This window comes from Roseomonas marmotae (assembly GCF_017654485.1).
Classification (GTDB): Bacteria; Pseudomonadota; Alphaproteobacteria; order Acetobacterales; family Acetobacteraceae; genus Pseudoroseomonas; species Pseudoroseomonas marmotae.
Map to the genome: position 1 here is coordinate 1 of NZ_CP061099.1, position 21,426 is coordinate 21,426.

Genomic DNA, 21,426 nt, shown 5'->3' on the forward strand with positions numbered 1-21,426 from the left:
AGGATTGCCCGCCTGTTCCAGGCGCCTTCCGCCATGATGTTAACACGGTAACTGGCTAACAAGATAACGAGCTGCACGGATCGTTTGACTGATGGGGGGTGTGTGGGTAATCCCGTTCCCTATCCAGGGGATGGGGATAGCAGCATGAAGGTCTTGGTGACAGCCAGCCGAAAGGGTGGCTCAGGAAAAACCGTGGTGACCCGTCACCTTGCGGTCGCCGCGCTTCGCAGCGGCATCGGCCGGGTGGCTATCGTAGACCTGGATCCCATGCACGGGCTTTCCCGCTGGTGGCAGCGCCGTCCCGAGGATGGCCTCGAACTGGTGCAGCTCGCGCCCGAGGGGATGCCCTCCTCTACTCACGAGGACCGCGCCGCCGCGGCGCTGGCGGCCGCTCAGCAGCTCGATGGTGCCATCCCTGCTCTCCGCGCCCAGGGTTACGGTCTCCTCCTGATCGACACCCCGCCCGCCGCGGATGAGATCGTCCGGCTCGCGGTCCGGGCGGCCGACTTGGTGCTGGTGCCGGTGCGTCCGTCGCCGGATGACCTCGATGCCGTGGGGGAGACGGCCGACCTAGTTGCGGGCCTCGACCGACCGATGGTCTTCATCATCAACAGCGCCACGAAGCGCGCCCGCCTAACGGGTGATGCCGCCGTGGCGTTGTCTCAGCATGGAACGGTGGCGCCTTCTACGCTGCACCGATCCGATGCCTATGCCGCCTCGGCGCTGGATGGCCTGACGGTTCAGGAGTCCGACCCACGCGGCGCTCCTGCAGCAGAGGTTTCTGCCCTCTGGGGATATGTCACCAAGCGGGCCGGCCTGCTAACTAGTGAGCCAGCTAACAAGATAACAAAGCAGCCAGTCCTTCGAGTGGTTAGTGGACGAAAGGGAAAATGAGGTAAATGACGAAACAACCGACGCGCTTGTCGTCCTTCTCGATCCCTCGCGAGCCTGCCAACCTGCAGGAAGCCCCGGCTGCTGAGGCCCCTGTTGTCCAGCCGGCTCCGGCACCAGTTCCTCCGCCAACCCCTGCGCGAGTTCCGCCGCGTGAAGTGCCGCCGGTGCTCTTCCAGGCGGAGCCGGTCGAGGTCATCACTCCGGCCGTTCGGCACCGGAAGCCGAAGGAGGCGGACATCCCCCGCACCCAAGTAGGCGCTCGGATCCCCGCACCCCTGGCTGACCGGCTCGCGGACTATTGCCACTACGAGCGGGCAAGGCAGCAGGATGTGGTCGCGGAAGCGATCTTGGAATTCCTGACCAAGAAGGGCTTCTGAGCCGGGGTAGGACGGCTGGGGACTCTGGTGATGCCCGAGTCGTCTCATCGGAATCCCTGTCCCAGGTTGCGGGTATCCACACCAAGGTGGGGGCTTTAGTGAGCGGCGTGGGGACTATAGTGATAATCCCAGACAGAAAAGCTTGGACCTTTCCGGGTTATCCTGGGGACTTTAGTGAGCAAACTAATAATAGAATCTAATATTCTTCCTAGTAGTGCCTCACTAAAGTCCCCAGTTGGCGGAACCACCATTTCGAGGCAGGTTACAGGCATTGAGAGGCGTGTGATGGCGCGGGTTCACCAGCTGCTGACGGAGCATGGAAAGCAGGCCGCGATCGAAGCGGGTGCTGAATCTCGCGATGTGATCGAAACTGCGGCGCGCTACCTGTCCGAAGAGGACAACGCCCTCGCATTTGCCTTCAGCGGCTGGGCGCAATGTGCGCTTCCTCATCGCCGTGTGCCCGCTGGTGAAGTCTGGGAAGTGGCATCCGACCGGATGCGGTTGGTTGTCGAGCCAGGCCGCCGCCCATCAGGTACTGATGGATCTGGCCCCCTAGAGCATGTTGGCGTTCCATTTGGGAGCTACGCTCGACTGATCCTCTTGTACTTGCAAACCGAGGCACTGAAGACGGGAAGCCCTGAGGTCGAACTCGGTCGGTCCTGGCGCGAGTGGATGTCCAGGATCGGCGTGCCGTGGGGTGGCAAGTCAGGCCGTGGGGTGCGCGAGCAAGCGGAACTGCTCAGCCGGTGCCGCCTGACGTTTCACCTAGTTGGACAGGGGCGGGCAGGGCTGGTCAACCAGCAGATCGTCGACCGCGCTTTATTCCTCGACACGCCGGACGGCGATCGCCAGGGCCGCCTCTCTCTAGAAACGGCTCGCCTCTCCGGACCATTTTTCGAGCAACTCCAGCGCCACCCAATCCCGCTAGAAGAGGGCGCGATAAAAGCCCTGTCCAACAATTCTGCGGCCTTGGATTGCTACGTCTGGCTAGCATACCGCCTGCATTCCCTGGAACGGCCGCGGCTGGTCACCTGGAGCGCCTTGAAGGCCCAGCACGGCCAAGGGTTCGCGAAGCTCTATCACTTCAAGTCAAAGTTCCCGGCCATCCTCAGCATGGCGACGGCCGTCTACCCCGATGCGGATATCGAGGTCACCGAAGAGGGTGTCATCCTGAAGCCTTCCAAACCGCCGGTGAAACCGCGCCTGACTTCTTCGAGGTAGAACGGCGCTCACCAAAGTCCCCGCGCGGGTTACCGATACCTGAACCAGATGACGTCCGCCTTGCGTTCACAGCTGCCGCATCTGTAATGGACCAGATTTCCCATAAGCTCATAAAGCCGGGCATCACCAGACAGCTGCAGCCGGGCCAGGACGCCTACCGCTCCCGGACATGATGCCCAACATACAGTGGATCTCCAGGGTGTGGTCATTCTTGTACCAGATGGGATCGACAGGTTCCCGAGAGCCAGCGGCCGGTTATGGTGACCTCATGTCCGACCAAGCCTTCAAGCTCAAACTTTACAGCCCAGTCTCCGATACGTCCTATGGAAGCCAGATCCGCAGAGGGTGAGCGTCACCAGGTTTGATCCCTGCTTTGAGCATTTCTGCTCGGTCTGTGGGCGGGCGTCACATTTGGCTTCGGCGGCTCCTTCATGAAAGGCTAGGCAGGTATCTGGGTATACTCGCCTTACCGGGCCGAGGTGGAGAAACGCTGGCAGCGAGGCTGAGGCCTCCCTTCGCCATGGTCCAATTGTAGCAAAAAGCCCCCTCCCAAAGTTCAGCACGATAACGATCTATTATCGTGCGAGGAGCAGAGATGCCGCCCAGTGCCACAGTTTGGCGGCCTTCCCAGACCTGGCCCGGCGGCGCCTGCCCGTCTCCGACCCGCAGCGGACCTTAGGTCTTTGCTCAAGGGGCTGCTAATCTATCCCGGAAGAGGAAAGACATGCGCCGCTTTCAACCCGCTTCGCTTCTGGTGCTCCTAGCCTTGGCGCTCCCGGCCCCATTTGCTCAGGCAATTCCGCCCGCCCAGACTTCCACGATGTTTTTCGAGCAGAATTCCTATGCCGTGACCGACAGTGTCCGTAGGGCAGTGCAGGAAGCAGCTGACGGTTGGGTCGGGAGAGATGTGAGGGCGGGATCTCCCGTATGCGTCTGGGGGCACGCGGCGCGTAGCGAAACCGATGGAGACTGGCTAAGCCTGCAACGTGCGAAGGTTGTAGAGCAGGAACTCATCTCGGCAGGCTTTCCAGCAGCCTCAATCGGACACCTCGAAGTACCCGTCGCTGCGCAGGTTTCGTGAACAGAGTTGTCGCCTCAGGTCATAACGCGCCTCTGCTGACACGGCTGGGTCACCGGCTTTGGGCGGCGGGTGCCGCTCTTCGTGGGCGCGGTGGGGTTATGCGGGCGCAGTTCGGGTGCTGAGCCAAGCCAGGCGGCTGAAGTTGTAGACGAGATTGGCCATGCCAATCTTCACCTTGGCTCGGGCGATGCCGACGGTGCGCACGAACAGCGCCATGCGGTGTTTCTGCGCGGCAAAGACATGCTCGATGCCGGAGCGGATGCGGGCGCGTGAGGCATTGGCTTTCGCCTGCTGCTCGGAGAGCCCACGCCGCGGCGCCCTGCGCAACTGGATGCGCTCGCTCAGACCGCGGCGTTCCAGCACCTCCAGGTTACGCTTGGTGCGGTAGGCGGTATCCGCCCAGACGCGGCTGGCGGTGTTCTCGGGATCGAGCAGAGCTGGAAAGCTGCGGCTGTCATGCTGGGCGGCATCGGTGACCGTCCAACGGCGGATCAGCCCATATCGCCGGTCGATGCCGATGTGGCTTTTATAGCCAAAGACGGGTACCGCGATCTGGATGGCCTGGCGCTGCGTGCCCTCTGATTTGGGCTTGGTCCTGCCGCGCTTGAGTGTCCAGCGGGCATCTTGATCCTTCTGCGCCCGCTTGGGCTTGGACCAGTCTGCGGGCGTGCCGCCCTCCCGGATGATAGCTTTCTCCTCGGTGGTGAGCTTCTGGCGTGGCGCGGCAATCAGGGTGGCATCGATGATCTGTCCGCCCATGGCGAGAAAGCCCTTGGCCGCCAGCACCTCATCAAAGCGGCGGAACAGCCCCTCCATGGCACCGGCCTGCTTGAGCTGTTCGCGATAGAGCCAGATCGTCTTGGCATCCGGCACCGCCTGGTGCAGGGCAAGGCCCACGAAGCGCATGAACGATAGCCGGTCGCGCAATTGGAATTCCGCCTGCTCGTCGGACAGGCTGTAGAGCGCCTGGAGCACCAGGATGCGGAACATCAGCACCCCGTCATAGGGTGGACGGCCGCCACGGCTGCGGTCCGACCGCGCCAGCGCCGCCTTCAACACGGGCCGAAAGATCTCGAAGTCGACCACGGCCGAGAGGCGCTCTAAAGGATCGCCCGCCGCGGAGAGGACCGCATACCGCTCATCGACATCGAAGAAGCCAGGCTGACCCACCATCGCCAACGCCTCCACTGACCAGAGCCAGTGAATCAGTTCGGCGCAGCAAGCGCGAGGTTTTTAGAGGTGTCCAGGTGACGCCGGATCCACAGCCCATCTCCCGTGGCAGCCTCTCCCACGGGATGCCGGAGCGCAGCACAAAGAGGATGCCGATCAAGGCAGCACGGGGCGGTATAACCGGCCGTCCATCCTTCGGCTTGGGCCGTTCGGGCGGCAACAGCGGCTCGATCACCGACCAGAGTTCATCTAGGATCAGGGGCTTCGCCATGATCCTCAGATCGGTGCGACCCTGCCGTCCGTCCAGGTTTTGAAAGGCGCTGTTAGTCATGGCGGGCTGCCGGTCACTCCGGCCAGGCCGCCCAGCTTTCTTTCGCGCACCCTCGCCTGTCCCGGCTTGCGGGCAAGGTCACGGCCGATCCGGATCGGCCGCCAATCCGGTGCTTGGGCTCCGTGTCGTCTGCTGCGCGACGCCGGCCAGAGCCAGGGTACGCTCCAGCATCTGTGCATAGATGGGGCGCCCTCCCAGCCACTGGGCGACCAGGCTCGCGGTCAGACAAGCGGCCAGTGTCGGCAGGGTGAGATCATAGGAAGCGGTGAGTTCCATCACCAGCACCACGCCCACCGCCGGCGCGCGCACGGATGCGGTGAACAGCGCGGCCATGGCCACGATCCCGAAGGAGACGGGTGTCAGGCTCATGCCGGAGAATGCCTCCGGCAGCGCCACCTGCACGATCTGGCCAAAGGCCAGCCCCAGGCAGGCGGCCAGGGAGAGGATGGGCGCGAAAATGCCACCGGGCGTGCCGGTGGAATAGCTGCTGACCGCCGTGATGAAACGGACCGCCGCCAGCATCAGCAGCACGGCTATGCCCGGGGTGGCAAGGGCTATCTCTGTGATGACCCGCTCGCCGCCGGTGACGGTGCGTGGCGCGACAACAAGCAGGGCACCCACAACCAGGCCAACAACAGCAGGCCAGACGTAGGGCGCCCGCTTCTGCCACGCGGCTGCGACATCCAGCATCTTCATGATGCTGGCATTGAACAGAACGCCCACGACGCCCAGCAGGGCCCCCAGCAGTCCGAACAGAGGCAGGGAGGAGAGCGCCGCCATCCCAGCAGCCAGCGGCAGGTCCGGGCGCACGCCGGAGATCAGCTCGGTCACCGCCGTTCCGGTGACCGCGGCGGCGAAGACCCCCATGTAGGTCCGGAACGTGTAGGGAAACTGCTTCCGGGTTTCCTCGATGACGAACAGCACCGCGGCCATCGGCGCATTGAAGGCGCAGGCGAGGCCCGCCCCGGCGCCCGCCGCCAGCAGCGCCTGCCGATCCACGCCCTTCACGCCGAAGATGCTGGTGGCGACAAGCGCCGCCGAGCCGCCCATGTGGATGGTGGGCCCCTCACGGCCCAGCACCAGCCCGGATCCGATCGCCAGGACGCCGGCGACAAACTTCACCGGCAGGACGCGTTGCCAGCGGACATGCCTGATACCCTCGATCGCCCCCTCGATTTCGGGAACACCGCTGCCACCGGCTTCGGGGGCGAAGCGGCGGGTGATGAACACGGCGAACACGGTGGCCACCATGGTGACCAGGGCGCACGCGCCGATCAGCCTCCAGCCTTCGATATGGCGCGCAAGCCACTGCGGCCAATCGATGATGTTATCGATCAAGAGGTGGAACAATCCGCCGAACACGCCGGTCAGGCCACCGGCAACAAGGGCGACGGCGACGAAGCGCGCCTGCCGCAAGGGGGTATCAGGCTGGCCAGCGAGGTCCATAGGCCCTCTCCTTCTTGATGCAGCCCAGATGCCCGACCAGCGGGACTCGCAAACAGGCGCACCAAAGCCCTCAGCAGATGCGCTCCTCGGCGAGTGTAGTGGACCCCGTCGCCGGCCTGCCATGATTATAAGGTCGCCTGGATGCCCTGATGCTATCGGCACCTGAGGCCAGGCAGGCGGCACCGGACCCGCGACCGCCGCCGGCTTCAGCGGCGGCTTCTACCTCACCGCCGCGTTCAGCCGGCCGTCCAACGCGCCTTACAGCGCCTTTCAAAACCTCTCCTGAAGTGCGTTGAGGCAGATGAGGGAGAAGGCGAGCGCGGTGAGGGCATGGTGGATGTCGAGCCTGCGCTCGTAGCGGATGGCCAGGCGGCGGAAGCGGTTGATCCATGCGAATGTGCGCTCGATGACCTATCTGTGCTTGCCCAGCCTCTGGCTGCTCTCGATGCCGCGGCGTGCGATCCGGTGTTTGATCCCGCGCCGAAGGCAGGCGCGACGGCAGCGGCGGTGGTCATAGGCCTTATCGGCGTGCAACTTGTCCGGCCTGCGTCGGGGGCGCCCGGGTTTTCCTGCAACAGGAGGCACGGCATCAAGCAGGTCCTCGAAAGGCTTGCTGTCGTGGGTGTTGGCGCCGGTCAGCAGGAAGGCGAGCGGGATGCCGCGCCGGTCAGTGACGAAGTGCCGCTTGGTGCCTGCCTTGCCGCGGTCCGTCGGGTTCGCCCCGGTTCCGGCGCCCCCCTTTTCGCCGCAATGGACGCGCTGTCGACGCAGGCACGGGTCCAATCGATGCGGCCGGCCTGGCGCAGGCGCCGCAGCAACTCCCGGTGCAACCGGTCCCACACACCAGTTTGCTGCCAGTCCCGCAGCCGCCGCCAGCAGGTGACGCCGGATCCACAGCCCATCTCCCGTGGCAGCCTCTCCCACGGGATGCCGGAGCGCAGCACAAAGAGGATGCCGATCAAGGCAGCACGGGGCGGTATAACCGGCCGTCCATCCTTCGGCTTGGGCCGTTCGGGCGGCAACAGCGGCTCGATCACCGACCAGAGTTCATCTAGGATCAGGGGCTTCGCCATGATCCTCAGATCGGTGCGACCCTGCCGTCCGTCCAGGTTTTGAAAGGCGCTGTTAGCGTCGCCCTTACGAGCGTCACTAAGGTCAGCGACCATCAACCCTCACAAGGCGGCCGTCACCGGACGAGTACGATGATCTCGGCCGGGAATCGATATCCGGCGAAGCTGGGGCAGGCAGGTGCGGTCATCCCACCCGACTACCCGGAGGTGGAACGCTCGGGCAAGCTGACGGCCGGCCAACCTGACGGTGCCTCAGGGTCTGGTCGGAAGTCAGCAGGATCGCCGAGCCAGCCTGATCGCCCTTGATCCCGCTGCCGATCTGTCAGCTCCGTCGCGCCAAGGTCAGCAAGTTGACGGTGCCCCGCCGACAACCCGATGCTGCTTCTTGGGCTCGTCATCGGACATCGCCCACTTCCGACATGGCCACCCTGATGCCACACGCTGTGGTTACGTGGCGGCCTCGACGGACACGACCTTCCTCTTCCACTCCGCCAGCGCCCAATGTCTATTGGATCGATCTGACCGAGATCAGTTTCGGCCGACGCCGCCGTACTGATCAGACGTAGAGACGCCGCAAAAGATCAATGCCCACGACAATGAGCAGAATCGCGTAGATGAGCTGCAATGTCTGCTCGTTCATCTTGTGGCTGACTCTCACGCCGATCGGCGCGGCAATCATGACTATCGGCATCATCACGAGGAAAATGACAATGTCGACATAGCCGAGCGAGTAAGACGGCAGATCCTTGGCGTTCCAGCCGCCGATGATAGATCCGATTGCGCCCACCGTGCCAGTGATCAGACCGGTCGCGGCCGAAATCGCCATCGCACGTTCCAGATGCATGTTGAAGGCCGAGAGGATCGGTGTTGTTAGTGTGCCGCCGCTGGTGCCGGTCATCGCAGCGATGAAGCCGACAACCGAGGAGATACCAACCATCTTTGCACCCTTCGGCGGCTCCTGACCGAAGGAAAAGCGCCCACGACTGAACGCAATGTAGAAACCTACTAGAATGATATATGTCGAGAACAGAGCTTGCAAAATTTCGGTCGAGCCGAATGGCAGCAGGATCGATCCGATGGCAACGCCGATAAGAAGGCCGATGGACCAGGTCTTGAATAACCCCAAATCGAGATCGCCGAGCTTGTAGTGCTTGCGGCTCGAAGCGATTGCGCTCGGTATGACGAGTGCCATTGAGGTCGCGGTTGCTACATGCATTATCACCGGATGGGCGAGGCCGAGCCAGGGGAACAGATAGATGAAGATCGGCATGCGGATGGTGCCTCCACCGATACCGAACAGGCCCGCGACGAAGCCGGATACCAGACCAACCACTGCGAAAATGATGATGCGTAGCAGGAGGTCATCCATGGCGTGGTGTGCCTCTCCTCTTGACCGAGGGCGCGGTGGTGCGTGGTGATCGGCTGCCTTGAGCGGCGTTCGAGCCCAAGAGGTAACCGGCCCGCAACCACCCTGAGCTACCGGTGATTTCCAGGTGGGGCGACAACTATAATGAGCGTCGCTCGCCAATTCACGCGTACAGCTTATGCCGCCAATCTCACGGCAACGGCTGCCCGATTACGAAACCCTGACCGATCTCCGCCGATCGCCCGTTGCTCACCCGGTCTGCGCCAAGCTCTGCTGAGATGCAGTTGCATGACGGACCCGGTCAAAGCACGGAACGCGCATGCGCCATCGACTTACTGGTCTCTGAAGCATGCAATGTGGAACGAACGGCGCGCAGGCTTGCCGCTCACGTCATATGTGTGCACCTGCATCTGGCTCGGGTCTCGAGTCAGCCCCACTGTAATAAAGCCAGGCTGGACATCCTCTTCCATAGCGCTGCCGATCGTGCCGGCAAAATTCGTCTTGGCGTCGCCCTGGAGCGGGATTTTCCAAGTGATCAGATATTCATTTTCTCCCTTCATTTCGCATTTGTCGATCATATAGCCACGGGCGATCGTGCCATCCGATTTGATGACGCACGCCAACCGGTTTTCGAACTTTGTCATGGCTTTTCACCTGTTGTCTGAAGGTTCAGAAAGGGAGGCGGGATCTCCTGCCTCGGTGATCGCGCGCCGGACATCCCGGCTTGTAAGATGGAAGTTCTGTTCCATCGCTAGGTTGGCGGTTCGGATCTTTGCCCGGGACGCTCGCTCAAAGGCCTCCCTATGGACCCGAAAATAGACCTCGCATCCTTCCTGACTCACGTCCCCGCTTATGGAACGGAAGGCTAGGCGGTGGATGAAACAGGAGCCCTCATGCCCGTTTGGCCTGAACACCAGAGCTTCAATGTCATGCCGCCATGTCAGGTCATCGGCCGCCATGCCTCGTCCTTTCCAGGAGGGAAACTCTCATGATTCAGCCCATCGTCTCGCAGTGCGCTGCGAAATACCTCCATCCGTCCCACACCACGTCCACTAGCGGCGCCTGGTCCGAAACAGCACAGCGCTTAGACGGACGCTGTACAAAGCCCGGTAGGCAAATGCCGGCGCAAACATGCCTGCCTTATTCAGTCGCTCGCACGCGCGAGCGTGCAAAGCCAGCAACGCCGCCGAGAACGACCCAGAAAACGAAGCTGGTCACGGAGGCCATCACGACGAAAGCTTGTGCCAATGAGTGGGGAACCGGAGACTCGAAGCTTTCGGGCTGAGGAGCGCCCACAAGGTGCGGGGCGATGAGGAGTGAGACCGCCAGAATGGCAAGCGGCAATGACCGTTTGAAGACTAGTAGAGCAAGGCCGATGCCGGTGGCCAAAGCCGTTGCGCTCCACCAGATCTGGCGTTGGACCAAATCCGCAGCAGGCATAGCCGGGAGCTCGGGCGGTAGGCCAAGGCCCGGTGCAAGCGTGAAAACAGTGAAGCCTGCCAGGCCCCAGAAAACGCCCTGACGCCAGCCGGTCATGCCCCCCGTCAGTTCCGATGCGGCCACGAGAAGCAGCGCGAATCCGATAGCCGTCACAATGTTGGCGAGAGCCGTAAAGACGGAGCGCTCGAGGCCATCCCTGGGGGCCCAACCCGCTTCCTCGTGATCGTGAGAGTGGGACGAGTCTGCTGCATCCGACGCGATGGCATTGTCCTGAGAAGCGTGATCATGAGCCGGCCCCGCGGCCTCGAACGTTTCCGCCCTCAGGATCAAGGGAACGGTGCCGGCATATTGCATGGCGGTCATCGCGAGGCCCGCCACGAATCCTGCGAGCGCGGCGATGAAGACGATGTTACGGAGGATTGCCATCGTGCAAAATCCTCAGTGGCAGGGGAAGCCGAGCGAGTGGCGCACATCATGCGCCGCGTTGTGGATCGCTTCGATATGCGAGAGGCCGGCGCCACCAATGACGAAAAGGCCAAGAAAGGCGGCGCAAACCACCTGGATGAACCATGAAGATGTGGGCGACGACAGGGCCGCCGACTGGACTGGCAGATGAGTCTGATGAGTGTGCATGATTTATCCTTTATTTATCCATCGCCCTCAATCCGAGGACTTTGTGACGGTTTTACATGCCGGCAGGTCTCGTGGCTCATGGATCAGCGCATTTCCTCTTGCCTTGCAGGAAACCCGACGCCGGAAAGCAGGTCCTGCGCGTAAGTCTGCGGAAGCTGATCGCCCATCGCGAGGTGGGCAATTGCCGCGCAGGGTGCCTCAGTAGGAGAGGCCCTGCGCATGCGACGCGTATAGCGTGAGAACAATGGATCGCCATAATCTGGTCTACCTCCATTGGCGCTGTTCCTAAACAGCTTCAAGCCGCACTCGGACGGTACGCATTCGACGGGCGAGTTCCTCTTCGGTCACGAGCCCGCGGCTGAGCATGATATGAGCGAGTGTCAGAAGCTGTCGTTCCGGATTCGGAATCGCGCTGTACACTGTCTCAAGCTCATCCTCGGCGTGCCGCCGCTCCAAGTTATCAAGAGCCCCACCCGCTGATAGACAGTCGCAGGTTGCGTCGAGGCATACCTTCCATGGCGGTACTGGCTCGGTAACACACCAACGCGGCGCAAGCTTGGCCCAGGTTTGATCCTCGTTTCGTATGGATTCGAGTAACGCTATGCGACTAAGGTCGACGTACTGCCCTTCGGTCTGCCCTTGAATGCTGCCGCTCTCCGCGCTCATTGTGCGGCCCCCTGGGGTCTGCCCCCGCTTTGGACTGGCCGTTTGGCCTTGTAGATCGGCCGAGGACCGTCTGATGTCCTGCCGGGCCGCGGCAGGGCAATGCCGATCATGCAGTCGCGAGTGACGATTTCAGCGAGTTGCTCCTCCGTCCAGCCCTCGGTGCCCGCAGGCCTCACGGGAAGGACCATAAAGCGGCTTTTTGCGTTGGAGTCCTCAACCCGCAGCTCGACCTCGGGCGGGAGAATCAATCCGAACTCCGCCAGCACCTGACGCGGCCAGCGGACTATCCTGCGACGGTAGTTGGGCGCACGGTACCAATAAGGCGAGTGGCCGAGCAACGGCCGCGGATAACATGAGCAGAGAGTGCACACGATCACATGATGCACCGTCGGCGTATCTTCGAGTACGGTCAGGTGCATGTAGTCGCTTGTGGTCCCGAAGCCAGTAGGTTCGGCCCAGTCGACGCCGACCTCCTTGCTGGCAGCGAGGGGATCGGCAAATACCCGGGACTTGTATGCCGGGTCAGTCCAGGCCTTTGCGACCATGCGCGAGCCTGCGGCCGGCGACCTCGCGTCGTTCCATTCGGAGAACACGCGGTGATCTTCGGCGGTAAAAAAGCCTTTATCGATCGCCAGCTCGCGGACGGCGAGTTCGAGAACTTCGAAGTCGGAAATCTCATCGACCATCGGTGCCGCCGGATGGTCGTGGCCGCCGTGCTCCGAATGGTCGTGGCCGTCGTGCTTATGGTCTTCTGACATGTTCTGCCCTTTTCTGTGGATAGGTCCGTGCTTCAGTCAGTTCGCGGGTTCGAGCCACATATCCGGGTATTCGCTCTGAAGGGTATCGTTCTCGAACGGGTACTCCGCCCAAAGATCCTTCTGCTGAAACCGGACGATGTAGTACTGCTCCTGCGGGGCGTCGTAGCGCTCCCAGGCCTCGTCGGCGGGAATGAGGTCCGGGTATGTCAGGGCAGCGATCGTCCCGGTCATGTTCCGGGCGTACATCTGGGTACGGGTATAGAAGATCGCCGGCAGATCTTTCACTCGAACGCGGTCGCCAACCTTGAAGCGGGCAGGCTGGATTTTACCAGTGCCCTCCCATGGAGCCTTGGGCCCATAGTTAGGGCCGTTCCCGGTTCCGGTTTTACCGGTCCCGGTGTTGGTGGTAACGTTGGTCTGAGCGCCGGCGCTAATGTTTGACGTAGCGTGCCCTTCGCGTTGAGCGTTCACGCCCAACCTTTTCCTGATCTCTCCGATTTTCTCCTGCAGCTCGATCAGCGAAACGTATTTTTTGTCGACAAGCATTTTCGCAGCGCCCCAGATCCAGCGCGCGTTGTAGGGAAAGTTGTAATAGAGCGTTAAACCGATATCGTTGGCATAGATCCGGCGCCGTTCTTCGGCGTTCCACAAGCCCCTGAAGCCGAGGACCTCGCAGGTGATGTAGACGTTGTTCTCCCACTCCTCGTCCTCTTTTTCTTCGAATATCTGAGGCGCGGCGGCCTGCCCCCCGACATCGTGCGGGGGCCATATAAGGGCCTCGTACCGGATATGCGGGACCTCGTACGGCCAGTCCTGCTCCTGATGGATTGTCGGCCTCAGCTGGGTGCCGGTTTCGTAAATGTGGCGGGTTTCGCTCGGTGATGGCATCGCGCTTTCTCCGTTGTTTCTCGAGTTGAGACAGGCGGCTCTGCATCGGTCGCGACAATCGGCTTAGCGGTTGCAAGATGTGGCGTCGTCAGCCTGATCTCGCATGGCGCAGCCTCGCTTGCGCCGCAGTCGATTTTTGTCTCGTAACGACGCTTTAACAAAACGATATATTTTCTACTTTGTGCGAGTCAATTTTCTTTGTACGAGTCAATTTACTTGGGATAGTTTAGGTGAAGTTCGGTCGCGGTATCGTGCATTAAGCTAACATGCATGTCGTACATGCGTCCGAGATGTGAATGCGCAAGGCTTTATCGTTGTTAACGATATCTCATGTGATCGCCACACGTGCCCGATCAGGGTTATGCTGCGAAAGTTGCCCGCCGCATTGGACGTTGGATGAATGATGTAAGGCCAGGTGTGAAAGGCCTGAAATCGCATCTGCGCGATACTGCGGCTCCATTGCGGTTGAGCCCTGGTCGCCAGGTAACCAGTATGCCCCCGCAGCCTCATGGGTGTAAGCGATAAGTTTAGGCTCAGGACTTCGGTAACGAGGCCTCCTTCGTCAAGCCAATAATGGCGCGTGAGAGGGGCCGCGCGCACAAGCTGTGCCGCGGCTTCCTGATGGCTCAGGCTCCGGATCACTGCTGCTGCTCCACGCATTCCTTCGCCAGGGGTCACCCCCGGGTTTATGCTTCGGTCTGTGGTCAGCTGGAGAGTCCGACGCGCCCATCTGGTAGGCGTGCTCGACTGTAGGTCGGCAACAGTCCTGACCACGGCGTCATCGGGACCCCGTCCCGGTGGGGACTGACCTGAGCCCCAAGATTTCCGCCAAGGCGAGGTAGAGTCCGTCACCCGTTTGGAGACGGACATGAAGCGCGGACGGTTCACGGAAGAGCAGATCATCGGGGTGCTGCGGGAGCAGGAGGCCGGTCTGAAGACGGCGGATCTCTGTCGCAAGCACGGGATCTCGGAAGCGACCTTCTATGCCTGGAGGCCAAGTACGGCGGTCTTGGTGTGTCGGAAGCCAAGCGGCTGAAGACGCTTGAGGACGAGAACGGCAGACTGAAGCGGCTGCTGGCCGAGGCGATGCTGGACAACGCCGTGCTGAAGGACCTCGCCACAAAAAAGTACTGACGCCCGCGGCCAGGCGGGCGGCGGTGGCCCATGCCCAGGAGGTGCACGGGATCAGCCAGCGGCGGGCGTGTTTGCTGCTCGGCGCCGACCGGACGTCGATCCGCTACGGAGCCCGGCGTCCTGACGATGCGCCGGTTCGGGCAAGGCTGCGGGAACTGGCGGCTGAGCGCCGCCGGTTTGGCTATCGGCGGCTAGGCCTTCTGCTGGCGCGCGAAGGCACGCGGTTGAACCACAAGAAGCTACGGCGGCTCTATGCCGAGGAGAAGCTGCAGGTGCGGCGTCGGGGTGGCCGGAAGCGGGCTGTGGGCACGCGGGCGCCGATGGTGTTGCCGCAGGCACCGAACCAGCGCTGGTCGCTGGACTTCGTGTCTGATGCGCTGGCCGATGGGCGACGGTTCCGCATCCTGGCGGTGGTCGACGACTTCAGCCGTGAGTGCCTGACGCTGGTGGCCGACACTTCGCTGTCGGGCGTCCGGGTGGCCCGCGAACTGGATAGGGTGATGGCGCGCCGAGGCCGTCCCCTGGTGTGCGTCAGCGACAACGGCACGGGAGTGTCAGAAATTTCGTGTGCGGCGGAGCGGTTAAACACGCTCAGGCCATGGCGCGGGTGAAGCGTTCGCCGAACAGGACGGCGAACTGAGCCTTGGCCATGGACCATTCCCGCGGCGGCATGGTCCACTCCTTCTCCGCCCGGTGCAAGACCAGATACAGAAGCTTCAGGGCAGCCTCATCCGTGGGGAAGTGCCCTCGGCCTCGGACCGCCCGGCGCAGCTTTGAGTTCAGCGCCTCGATGGCATTCGTGGTGTAGAGAAACCGCCGGATCTCGATGCTGAACGCGTAGAACGGCACCACCTCGGTCCAGGCACGGCGCCAGCTCTGGCCAATGGCGGGGTACTTCTGGCCCCAGAAGCCCGCTTCGAAAGCGGCCAGGGCCGCCTCGGCGGCTGTGGCGTCCACTGCCTGGTAGATGGCCTTCAGCGCCGCGGCCACCGCCTTGCGGTCCTTGTAGGCGACGAAGTCCAGGCTCTGCCGCAAGAGGTGGACAATGCAGGTCTGCACCACCGCTTCCGGGAACACCGCCACGATCGCTTCGGGAAAGCCCTTCAGCCCGTCCACCACGGCCAGCAGCAGGTCCTCGACACCCCGGCCGCGCAGCTCGTTCATCACCCGGAGCCAGAACTTCGCGCCCTCATTCTGCTCCAGCCACAGGCCCAGGATCTCCTTGCCGCCGTCGGCCCGGACGCCGAGCGCGATGTGCACGGCCTTGTTGCGTACCAGCCCTTCGTCCCGGATCTTCACCCGCAGCGCATCAAAGAACACCACTGGATAGACGGGCTCCAGCGGCCGGTTCTGCCAGGCGGCAATCTCATCAAGCACGGCATCCGTCACAGCGCTGATCAGGTCCGGCGAGACGTCGATGCCGTAGAGTTCGCGCAGGTGACCCACGATCTCCCGCGCGCTCATGCCACGGGCGTACATGGAGATGACTTTGTCATCGAAGCCGGGGAAGCGCCGCTGATACTTGGCGATCAGTTGTGGATCGAAGCTCGCCTGCCGGTCCCGCGGGATCTCCAGCGCCAGCTTGCCGCTGTCGGTCACCACCGACTTCTGACCATAGCCGTTGCGGCTGTTGCCCTCGCCACCCTCTCCGGCAAGGTGGTGGTCCATCTCGGCGTTCAACGCCCGCTCGGCGAACGCCTTTTTCAGCTCATCCAGCAGGCCGCCCTGCTCGAAGGCTGATCGGGCATCGGCACCGGCCAACAACTGGTCCAGGATCGCATCCGGAATCCGCGGCTCTTTCCGTCGGGCCATGGGAGGTCTCCTTTGTCCCCACTATGCCCCGCCGCACACGAAATTTCTGACACTCCCCAACGGCACCGAGCTCACCAGCAACGCCATCCTGAAGTGGAGCCAGAACCGGCAGGTGGAGTGGCACTATATCGCGCCTGGAAAGCCGCAGCAGAACGCCTTCGTTGAAAGCTTCAACGGCCGCTTGCGCGACGAATGCCTGAACGAGACCCTGTTTACCTCGCTCGCTCACGCCCGGGCTGTGCTGGCCAGGTGGCAGACCGACTACAACCACCTCCGGCCGCATTCGGCCCACCAGGGCGCCACACCCGCCGAGATCGGCAGCCGAGCCATCACGCCCCGGATGATAGAAGCCCTTGCCAACGCCGCTCCCGCGGCGGCAAACAATTACCAAGGACTCTAGCTCAGACCGGAGGAACTTCAGGGCTCAGGTCAGTCGCGATCAGGTGCGCCAGCAGAAGACGCGATGCTGCCCGGGGGCTCCAGACCGCCCGATTGAGCACCCGATGATAGTTCACGAAGCGCCGCTCCTGCGCGAGGCCGCTGATCTGCAACAGGCTGGTCACCGTACGTTTGCCGGGCGCCAGGATAGCCCCGATCAGCAGCACCTCCGCGTGCTGCCAGCTGCGCTGGAAAAACAGCGGAACAAAGCTCAGGATCACCGCGGCGAAGCGGGATGGCAGGTGAAGCATGGCGGCGTCTCTTGGCGGGGACACGCCAGCCTAGCCAGTCACCCGCCTCGCCGCCTACGTCATCCCTCAGATGGCCAAAGTCGAGCTAAGTATTATCCCTTGCCCGACGTTCCGGCCTCGAGGATCGATACGATCGAAAACAGCGTAAAGCAGACGGCGCCTAATCCCGCGAGAACCCGCGCTGGAACAAAAAAACCGGGATCGGCAACCGTGGCTTCCGCAAGGAAGGTGGAGAAGAACAGGCAGGCGAGACAGGTCAGGATCGGTATCAGCGGAACCCGATTGGCCAGGGAGCATTCGCGCCGCCAGACCAACGCCAGCAGCCATACCTTCGAAGTGATGCTGTAGCAGACCATGCCGAGCCCGAGCAGAACGCAGCCGGGAGCAATCCGCTCAGGGCGATCTGATCCGAACAGTACGAAAAGGCCCCACCCGAAGGTCGCCGTTCCCATCAAAAGGACCCAAAGCGTCCAGACCCACCGCTCGGCTTCGCCGAACTGATTGCGAACTTGTCGCACCACTGTCGAAACCAGCGAAATGAGACTCGCACAGATCGCCGAAATCCCCATCAGGACATGACCGGCGACAAAATCGGGTGCGTCTGCCTCTCGCATCAGCAACATCGTCGCCCAGACGAAGCCGATTGCGGTCGCCGCCAGGGGAATGCAGATCAGCCCAACGCCGGCTACGGTGCTGTAAGCATCCCGGGGTGGGCCGTCTTCGTGGCGGCCATGAGCATTTTGGGGGATCAGCGTGAAGGCGCTTGAGGCGGTCGCGACGGTGCTGACACTGATCGCGATCAGTCCGACACCGAACACCACATGGCCGGCAACGAAGCTGGGCACGCTTCCCTGTTGAAGGACTAGCACCCCCCAGAGCATGGTTGCGAGGGCGACCGAGTAACCAATGACCGGCAGGATGATCATCCAGGTCCGGCTGAAAGTGTGGGTGAGTTGCCGAATGATCATGGCAGCGGTTGTGAAGAGGGCGATGCAGATGGCAGCCAGTGAGATCAGCACGTGTCCGGCGACAAAATAATTTGGATCCGCGCCCCCTGTCCGAACGTAAAGCCCTAAGCTTAAGCACACGGCACCCATGGCAAGGGGGATGATCCGAAAGAGGATGCTGATCCAGTAATTCACGAGAGCCTCCCAGACTTGGAGAAAGCGCAGTATGCTCAAGGCTTTCCATCAAGCCACGGCTTGCCGGATGGTTCCCCATCCAATGATGTACTAGCTTTGATTCCTGAAATTAGTCTTGCTGTATGAACCCGGTCGCAGACTAAACTAGGAATGATGATGGGTGCACGCGGAGAATGTTTAGGATCAGGGCTGATTGATCCAGAAGAAGATGGTGGCGGCGAGGCAGATGGCGGACATGAAGGCGTGGGCGCAGCGGTCATGGCGCATGGCGATGCGGCGCCAGCCCTTGAGCTTGCCGACATGTTCTCGATACGGTGCCGCTGGCGGTAGAGCTTCCAGTCATGTGGGATGCGCCGCTTGCGGCCACGGCGTGAGGGGATGCAGGGCTCGATATCGCGAGCGGCCAAAGCCTGACGGCAGCGGTCGCTGTCATAGCCCTTGTCGCCAGTCAGGATGCGGGCGGACGGCAGAGCGCCGAGCATCAGCGCTGCTCCCTTGTGGTCACTCATCTGGCCTTCGGAGAGCAGCATGATGAGCGGGCGGCCTTGGCCATCCGTGACGGCGTGCAGCTTGGAGTTCAGGCCGCCTCAGGTAGCGCCCGATACAGCAGGAAACAGCCCCCTTTTCGAGCAGGCTGGCTGCTGTGCGGTGAGCCTTGAGGTGCATAGCATCGATCATCAGCCGGTCAGGCTGACCCTTGCGCCCTGCCAGCCCCGCGAAGATGTGGTTGTACAGGGTCTTGTGTGGGCCGCACTCGGCAGGCGCGTCGCGCCAGCGCAAGCCATTGCGGATGACGTGGATGATGCCGCTGACGACCCGCTGGTCATCGACCTGCGGCACACCATGCAAGAGCGGGAAGTAGCGCGAGATCCGCTCGATCTGTGTCTTTGTGAGCCAGAATAGATCAGCCATGGCACCACCTCCGTCATAGAATCGCAGCAGGATCAAAGCGCAAGGCGGCTATTAATAGGTCCTGATCCTGGAACGACCTCCTGTGTCCCTCCCCACCGAGGCGCCGCGGAGCGCGTGTGGGCGCGCGCCGCGATAGCGCCAGATCCGCACCTCGATCACGGGCATTCCCGCCTGTGGCGGGAAGCGCTCGACCGGCTGCGCTGGCCGTTGGAGCAGCGCGGCATCGTCGCGCACCAGCTGGAGGCGGTGGCCTGATGTTCGACTGCACCTGCCCCGCCAGCCGGGGCCTGCAAGGCCGCATCTGTGCGGTCAACCACCCCGACTGCGAAGCCCTGAAAGGGCTGTCGCCGGAGGCGCTGGGGCTCGTCTTTACGCCGACTCTCCCGCTGCCGCCGGAGCCACCCGTTGTGACAACGGCGGCCACGCCTGTGTGCGGATGAGCGGCCAGGCTGCTCCTGGTGGCCTGCACATTTCGTCAAACGAGCGTTTCGTAGTGTTCACCCCCTCCGACCCATGATCGGGAGCCAGAATGGCCCGCAAAACCCCGCTGAAGCGGCTGGGGGGCGGCGACGGCGTTCCGGGGTTCATCGCCTATTACCGCGTCTCGACCGACAAGCAGGGCGCCAGCGGCCTCGGACTAGAGGCCCAGCAGGAGGCGGTTGAGCGCCATGTGCGCGCCGCCGGCGGCCGCATCCTGGACGTGTTCCGGGAGGTGGAGAGCGGCAAGAAGAATGACCGCCCCGAGATCGCAGCGGCCATCGCTGCCTGCTGGTCGCGCCGCGCCACGCTGGTGATCGCCAAGCTGGACCGGCTGGCCCGCAACGTCGCCTTCGTCTCCAACCTGATGGAGGCCGGCATCGAGTTCGTCGCCTGCGACAACCCGCATGCCAGCCGCCTGACCATCCACATCCTGGCGGCCGTGGCCGAGCATGAGCGCGAGATGATCTCGGCGCGCACCAAGGCGGCCTTGCAGGCGGCCAAGGCGCGCGGCGTGCGCCTCGGCAACCCGCATCTCCGTGCCGGCGACGGCGGCGCCATCAGCCACGCCACCCAGATCCGCATCGCCAAGGCCGCGCAGCACGCCCGCGATGTGCTGCCCGCCATCCTGGCGGCGCAGAAGGCCGGCTGCGCCAACCACTCGCAGATTGCCGAGGCGCTGACCGCGCGCGGCATCCGCACCCCTGCCGGCGGTGACATCTGGCACCCCGTGCAGGTGGCCCGCATCCTGAAGAGGACCTCCGCCTGATGGCCACCCCCGCCAAGCCCCGCGCCAAGAAGGCCGCCCCGCCTCCCGAGGCCACTCCGGCCCCGGCCGGCACCAACCACCCGGTCATCACCGACCCGGCGCTGGTCAAGCTGGCGGCCGAATACGCCAAGGCCGCGCCGGAGAAGAACCGGCTGGAGAAGCGGCTGAAGGAGCTGAAGCCGGTGCTACTGCAGGCGATGGGCGATGCGCCCCTGGCCTACGCCGGCAAGCTGGTCCTGACCCGCACCGAGGTACTCGGCACCCCCGACACGGTGGGCGAGAAGATCACCCGCTCGATGGTCGGCCAGCACATGCCCGGCAAGAAGGGCCGCCCGGCCTATGTCACGCTGGAAGTGCGCTGATGGATCAGCAGCGCACGCCGCGGCTGCCTGCCCTGCTGGCGGGCCGCAGCCTGGCGGTCGCGCAGCGGATCGCCACCCTCGACTTCGGCTGGCGCCGCATTGCCCTGGACCACTACCTGACGCCCGAGGGCGAGGAGGTGCGGGCGGTCGCGGATCGGTCGAGCTTCCACATCGGCCTGCCGCTCGGCACCCGCATCTACCTGCTCGACAGCTGGCAGCTGCGCGACGACTGGCGCCGCATCGACGGGCTGCTGCAGATCGGCAACCTGGTGCGGGCGCCGCTGCCGCTGGTGCGGATGCCGCGGCTGTCGGCCGCGGCGCGCTGATGGGCAACCCGGCCCGCCGGCGCGCCCCGCTGAAGATGGCGACGCAGCTGCTGCCGGCGGCCGACCTGCGCACCGCCCGGCCGCCGCCGAAGCAGGCCAGCGACCACTACGGCACGCCCGAGCATCGCGCCTGGGCTGCGGCGGTGCTGCGCCGGGCGGGCTCGCGCTGCCAGGGGCCGGGCTGCGACCGCACCGGCACCCGCCTCTATGCGGACCACATCGTCGAGCTGCAGGACGGCGGCGCCCCCCTCGCCCTGGCCAATGGGCAGGCCCTTTGCGGCGCCTGCCACTCGGCCAAGACGGCGCGCGTCAGGGCCGAGCGGCAGCGCACCCCGCCACCACCCCAGCGGCGCCCCTGACCGGCCCACAGCCCCGCCTCTGGCCGGCCGTGGCCGGCTCTGGCCCCTCCATCCCCACCCCCCCGGCCCCACCCCCCCTGGGGGGGTCGGATCCCTGGGGGTC

Annotated in this window: 19 protein-coding genes and 5 pseudogenes; 10 read left to right on the forward strand and 14 right to left on the reverse strand. The window is 63.4% G+C overall.

The features are described from left to right. The first annotated feature begins 144 nt into the window (after positions 1-144). The 4 genes from IAI58_RS22760 to IAI58_RS23635 all read left to right on the forward strand — a co-directional run bounded on the left by IAI58_RS22760 (position 145) and on the right by IAI58_RS23635 (position 3,573). Positions 145-894 (forward strand): ParA family protein, encoded by a 750-nt coding sequence (locus IAI58_RS22760; protein WP_207451444.1) that lies wholly within the window; start codon positions 145-147, stop codon positions 892-894. A gap of 5 nt (positions 895-899) precedes the next feature. Beyond that, entirely contained in the window at positions 900-1,271 is a 372-nt protein-coding gene (locus IAI58_RS22765; RefSeq protein ID WP_207451442.1) for a hypothetical protein, read from the forward strand. Between the two features lie 285 nt (positions 1,272-1,556). Next, the gene (locus tag IAI58_RS22770) at positions 1,557-2,492 is read left to right on the forward strand and encodes a replication protein RepA (RefSeq protein ID WP_207451440.1); all 936 of its coding nucleotides are present in this window, start codon (positions 1,557-1,559) and stop codon (positions 2,490-2,492) included. An 820-nt stretch (positions 2,493-3,312) separates the two neighbouring features. Then, positions 3,313-3,573 carry an OmpA family protein gene (locus IAI58_RS23635; protein WP_473774455.1) on the forward strand — a complete coding sequence of 87 codons (261 nt, stop codon included), beginning with the start codon at positions 3,313-3,315 and terminating at the stop codon, positions 3,571-3,573. A 96-nt stretch (positions 3,574-3,669) separates the two neighbouring features. Here the strand turns inward: IAI58_RS23635 and IAI58_RS22775 are convergent, their stop codons facing one another. From IAI58_RS22775 to IAI58_RS22820, 10 genes and pseudogenes are all read right to left on the reverse strand, one after another. Further along, a complete protein-coding gene (locus tag IAI58_RS22775; protein ID WP_208776376.1) occupies positions 3,670-4,746 on the reverse strand; it encodes an IS5 family transposase in 1,077 nt (358 codons plus the stop codon). A gap of 58 nt (positions 4,747-4,804) precedes the next feature. Further along, positions 4,805-5,014 (reverse strand): annotated as a pseudogene (locus IAI58_RS22780) (transposase); the annotation flags it as partial. Positions 5,015-5,152: 138 nt separating this feature from the next. Next, positions 5,153-6,520 carry a H(+)/Cl(-) exchange transporter ClcA gene (gene clcA, locus IAI58_RS22785; RefSeq protein WP_207451157.1) on the reverse strand — a complete coding sequence of 456 codons (1,368 nt, stop codon included), beginning with the start codon at positions 6,518-6,520 and terminating at the stop codon, positions 5,153-5,155. Positions 6,521-6,790: 270 nt separating this feature from the next. After that, positions 6,791-7,593: pseudogene (locus tag IAI58_RS22790) on the reverse strand (IS5 family transposase). A 553-nt stretch (positions 7,594-8,146) separates the two neighbouring features. Continuing rightward, complete coding sequence (locus tag IAI58_RS22795; protein ID WP_207451159.1) at positions 8,147-8,959, reverse strand: sulfite exporter TauE/SafE family protein; 813 nt, start codon at positions 8,957-8,959, stop codon at positions 8,147-8,149. Positions 8,960-9,288: 329 nt separating this feature from the next. After that, complete coding sequence (locus tag IAI58_RS22800; protein ID WP_207451161.1) at positions 9,289-9,600, reverse strand: hypothetical protein; 312 nt, start codon at positions 9,598-9,600, stop codon at positions 9,289-9,291. A gap of 496 nt (positions 9,601-10,096) precedes the next feature. After that, complete coding sequence (locus IAI58_RS22805; RefSeq protein WP_207451162.1) at positions 10,097-10,822, reverse strand: CbtA family protein; 726 nt, start codon at positions 10,820-10,822, stop codon at positions 10,097-10,099. Between the two features lie 12 nt (positions 10,823-10,834). Then, a complete protein-coding gene (locus IAI58_RS22810) occupies positions 10,835-11,029 on the reverse strand; it encodes a CbtB domain-containing protein (RefSeq protein WP_207451164.1) in 195 nt (64 codons plus the stop codon). Positions 11,030-11,691: 662 nt separating this feature from the next. Next, positions 11,692-12,453, reverse strand: a complete 762-nt coding sequence (scnC, locus tag IAI58_RS22815) for a thiocyanate hydrolase subunit gamma (protein WP_207451166.1) — start codon at positions 12,451-12,453, stop codon at positions 11,692-11,694. 36 nt (positions 12,454-12,489) lie between these two features. After that, positions 12,490-13,341 (reverse strand): SH3-like domain-containing protein, encoded by an 852-nt coding sequence (locus IAI58_RS22820; protein WP_207451168.1) that lies wholly within the window; start codon positions 13,339-13,341, stop codon positions 12,490-12,492. An 868-nt stretch (positions 13,342-14,209) separates the two neighbouring features. Here IAI58_RS22820 and IAI58_RS22825 point away from each other — a divergent pair. After that, positions 14,210-15,023, forward strand: a pseudogene (locus IAI58_RS22825) (IS3 family transposase); the annotation flags it as partial. Positions 15,024-15,066: 43 nt separating this feature from the next. On the opposite strand, the gene IAI58_RS22830 reads toward IAI58_RS22825, so the two are convergent. Then, complete coding sequence (locus IAI58_RS22830; RefSeq protein ID WP_208776107.1) at positions 15,067-16,287, reverse strand: IS256 family transposase; 1,221 nt, start codon at positions 16,285-16,287, stop codon at positions 15,067-15,069. Positions 16,288-16,345: 58 nt separating this feature from the next. Between IAI58_RS22830 and IAI58_RS22835 the strand changes: the two are divergent. Beyond that, positions 16,346-16,687: pseudogene (locus IAI58_RS22835) on the forward strand (integrase core domain-containing protein); the annotation flags it as partial. Between the two features lies 1 nt (position 16,688). Here the strand turns inward: IAI58_RS22835 and IAI58_RS22840 are convergent. The 3 genes and pseudogenes from IAI58_RS22840 to IAI58_RS22850 all read right to left on the reverse strand — a co-directional run bounded on the left by IAI58_RS22840 (position 16,689) and on the right by IAI58_RS22850 (position 19,030). After that, positions 16,689-16,976: a transposase gene (locus tag IAI58_RS22840; protein WP_207451313.1), complete on the reverse strand. Its 288-nt coding sequence runs from the start codon at positions 16,974-16,976 to the stop codon at positions 16,689-16,691. Between the two features lie 92 nt (positions 16,977-17,068). Then, on the reverse strand, positions 17,069-18,118 hold the full coding sequence (locus IAI58_RS22845) for a DUF2776 family protein (RefSeq protein WP_207451311.1): 1,050 nt from the start codon (positions 18,116-18,118) through the stop codon (positions 17,069-17,071). 183 nt (positions 18,119-18,301) lie between these two features. Beyond that, positions 18,302-19,030: pseudogene (locus IAI58_RS22850) on the reverse strand (IS5 family transposase). A 529-nt stretch (positions 19,031-19,559) separates the two neighbouring features. Between IAI58_RS22850 and IAI58_RS22855 the strand changes: the two are divergent. From IAI58_RS22855 to IAI58_RS22870, 4 genes are read left to right on the forward strand one after another with little or no spacing between them, the layout of a single operon-like run. Next, positions 19,560-20,276 carry a recombinase family protein gene (locus tag IAI58_RS22855; RefSeq protein WP_207451309.1) on the forward strand — a complete coding sequence of 239 codons (717 nt, stop codon included), beginning with the start codon at positions 19,560-19,562 and terminating at the stop codon, positions 20,274-20,276. Next, entirely contained in the window at positions 20,276-20,638 is a 363-nt protein-coding gene (locus IAI58_RS22860; RefSeq protein WP_207451306.1) for a hypothetical protein, read from the forward strand. The genes IAI58_RS22855 and IAI58_RS22860 overlap by 1 nt, the downstream gene beginning before the upstream one ends. Next, positions 20,638-20,964 (forward strand): hypothetical protein, encoded by a 327-nt coding sequence (locus IAI58_RS22865; RefSeq protein ID WP_207451305.1) that lies wholly within the window; start codon positions 20,638-20,640, stop codon positions 20,962-20,964. Before IAI58_RS22860 ends, IAI58_RS22865 begins: the two co-directional genes overlap by 1 nt. Next, the gene (locus tag IAI58_RS22870; RefSeq protein WP_207451303.1) at positions 20,964-21,323 is read left to right on the forward strand and encodes an HNH endonuclease signature motif containing protein; all 360 of its coding nucleotides are present in this window, start codon (positions 20,964-20,966) and stop codon (positions 21,321-21,323) included. Before IAI58_RS22865 ends, IAI58_RS22870 begins: the two co-directional genes overlap by 1 nt. Positions 21,324-21,426: the final 103 nt, after the last annotated feature.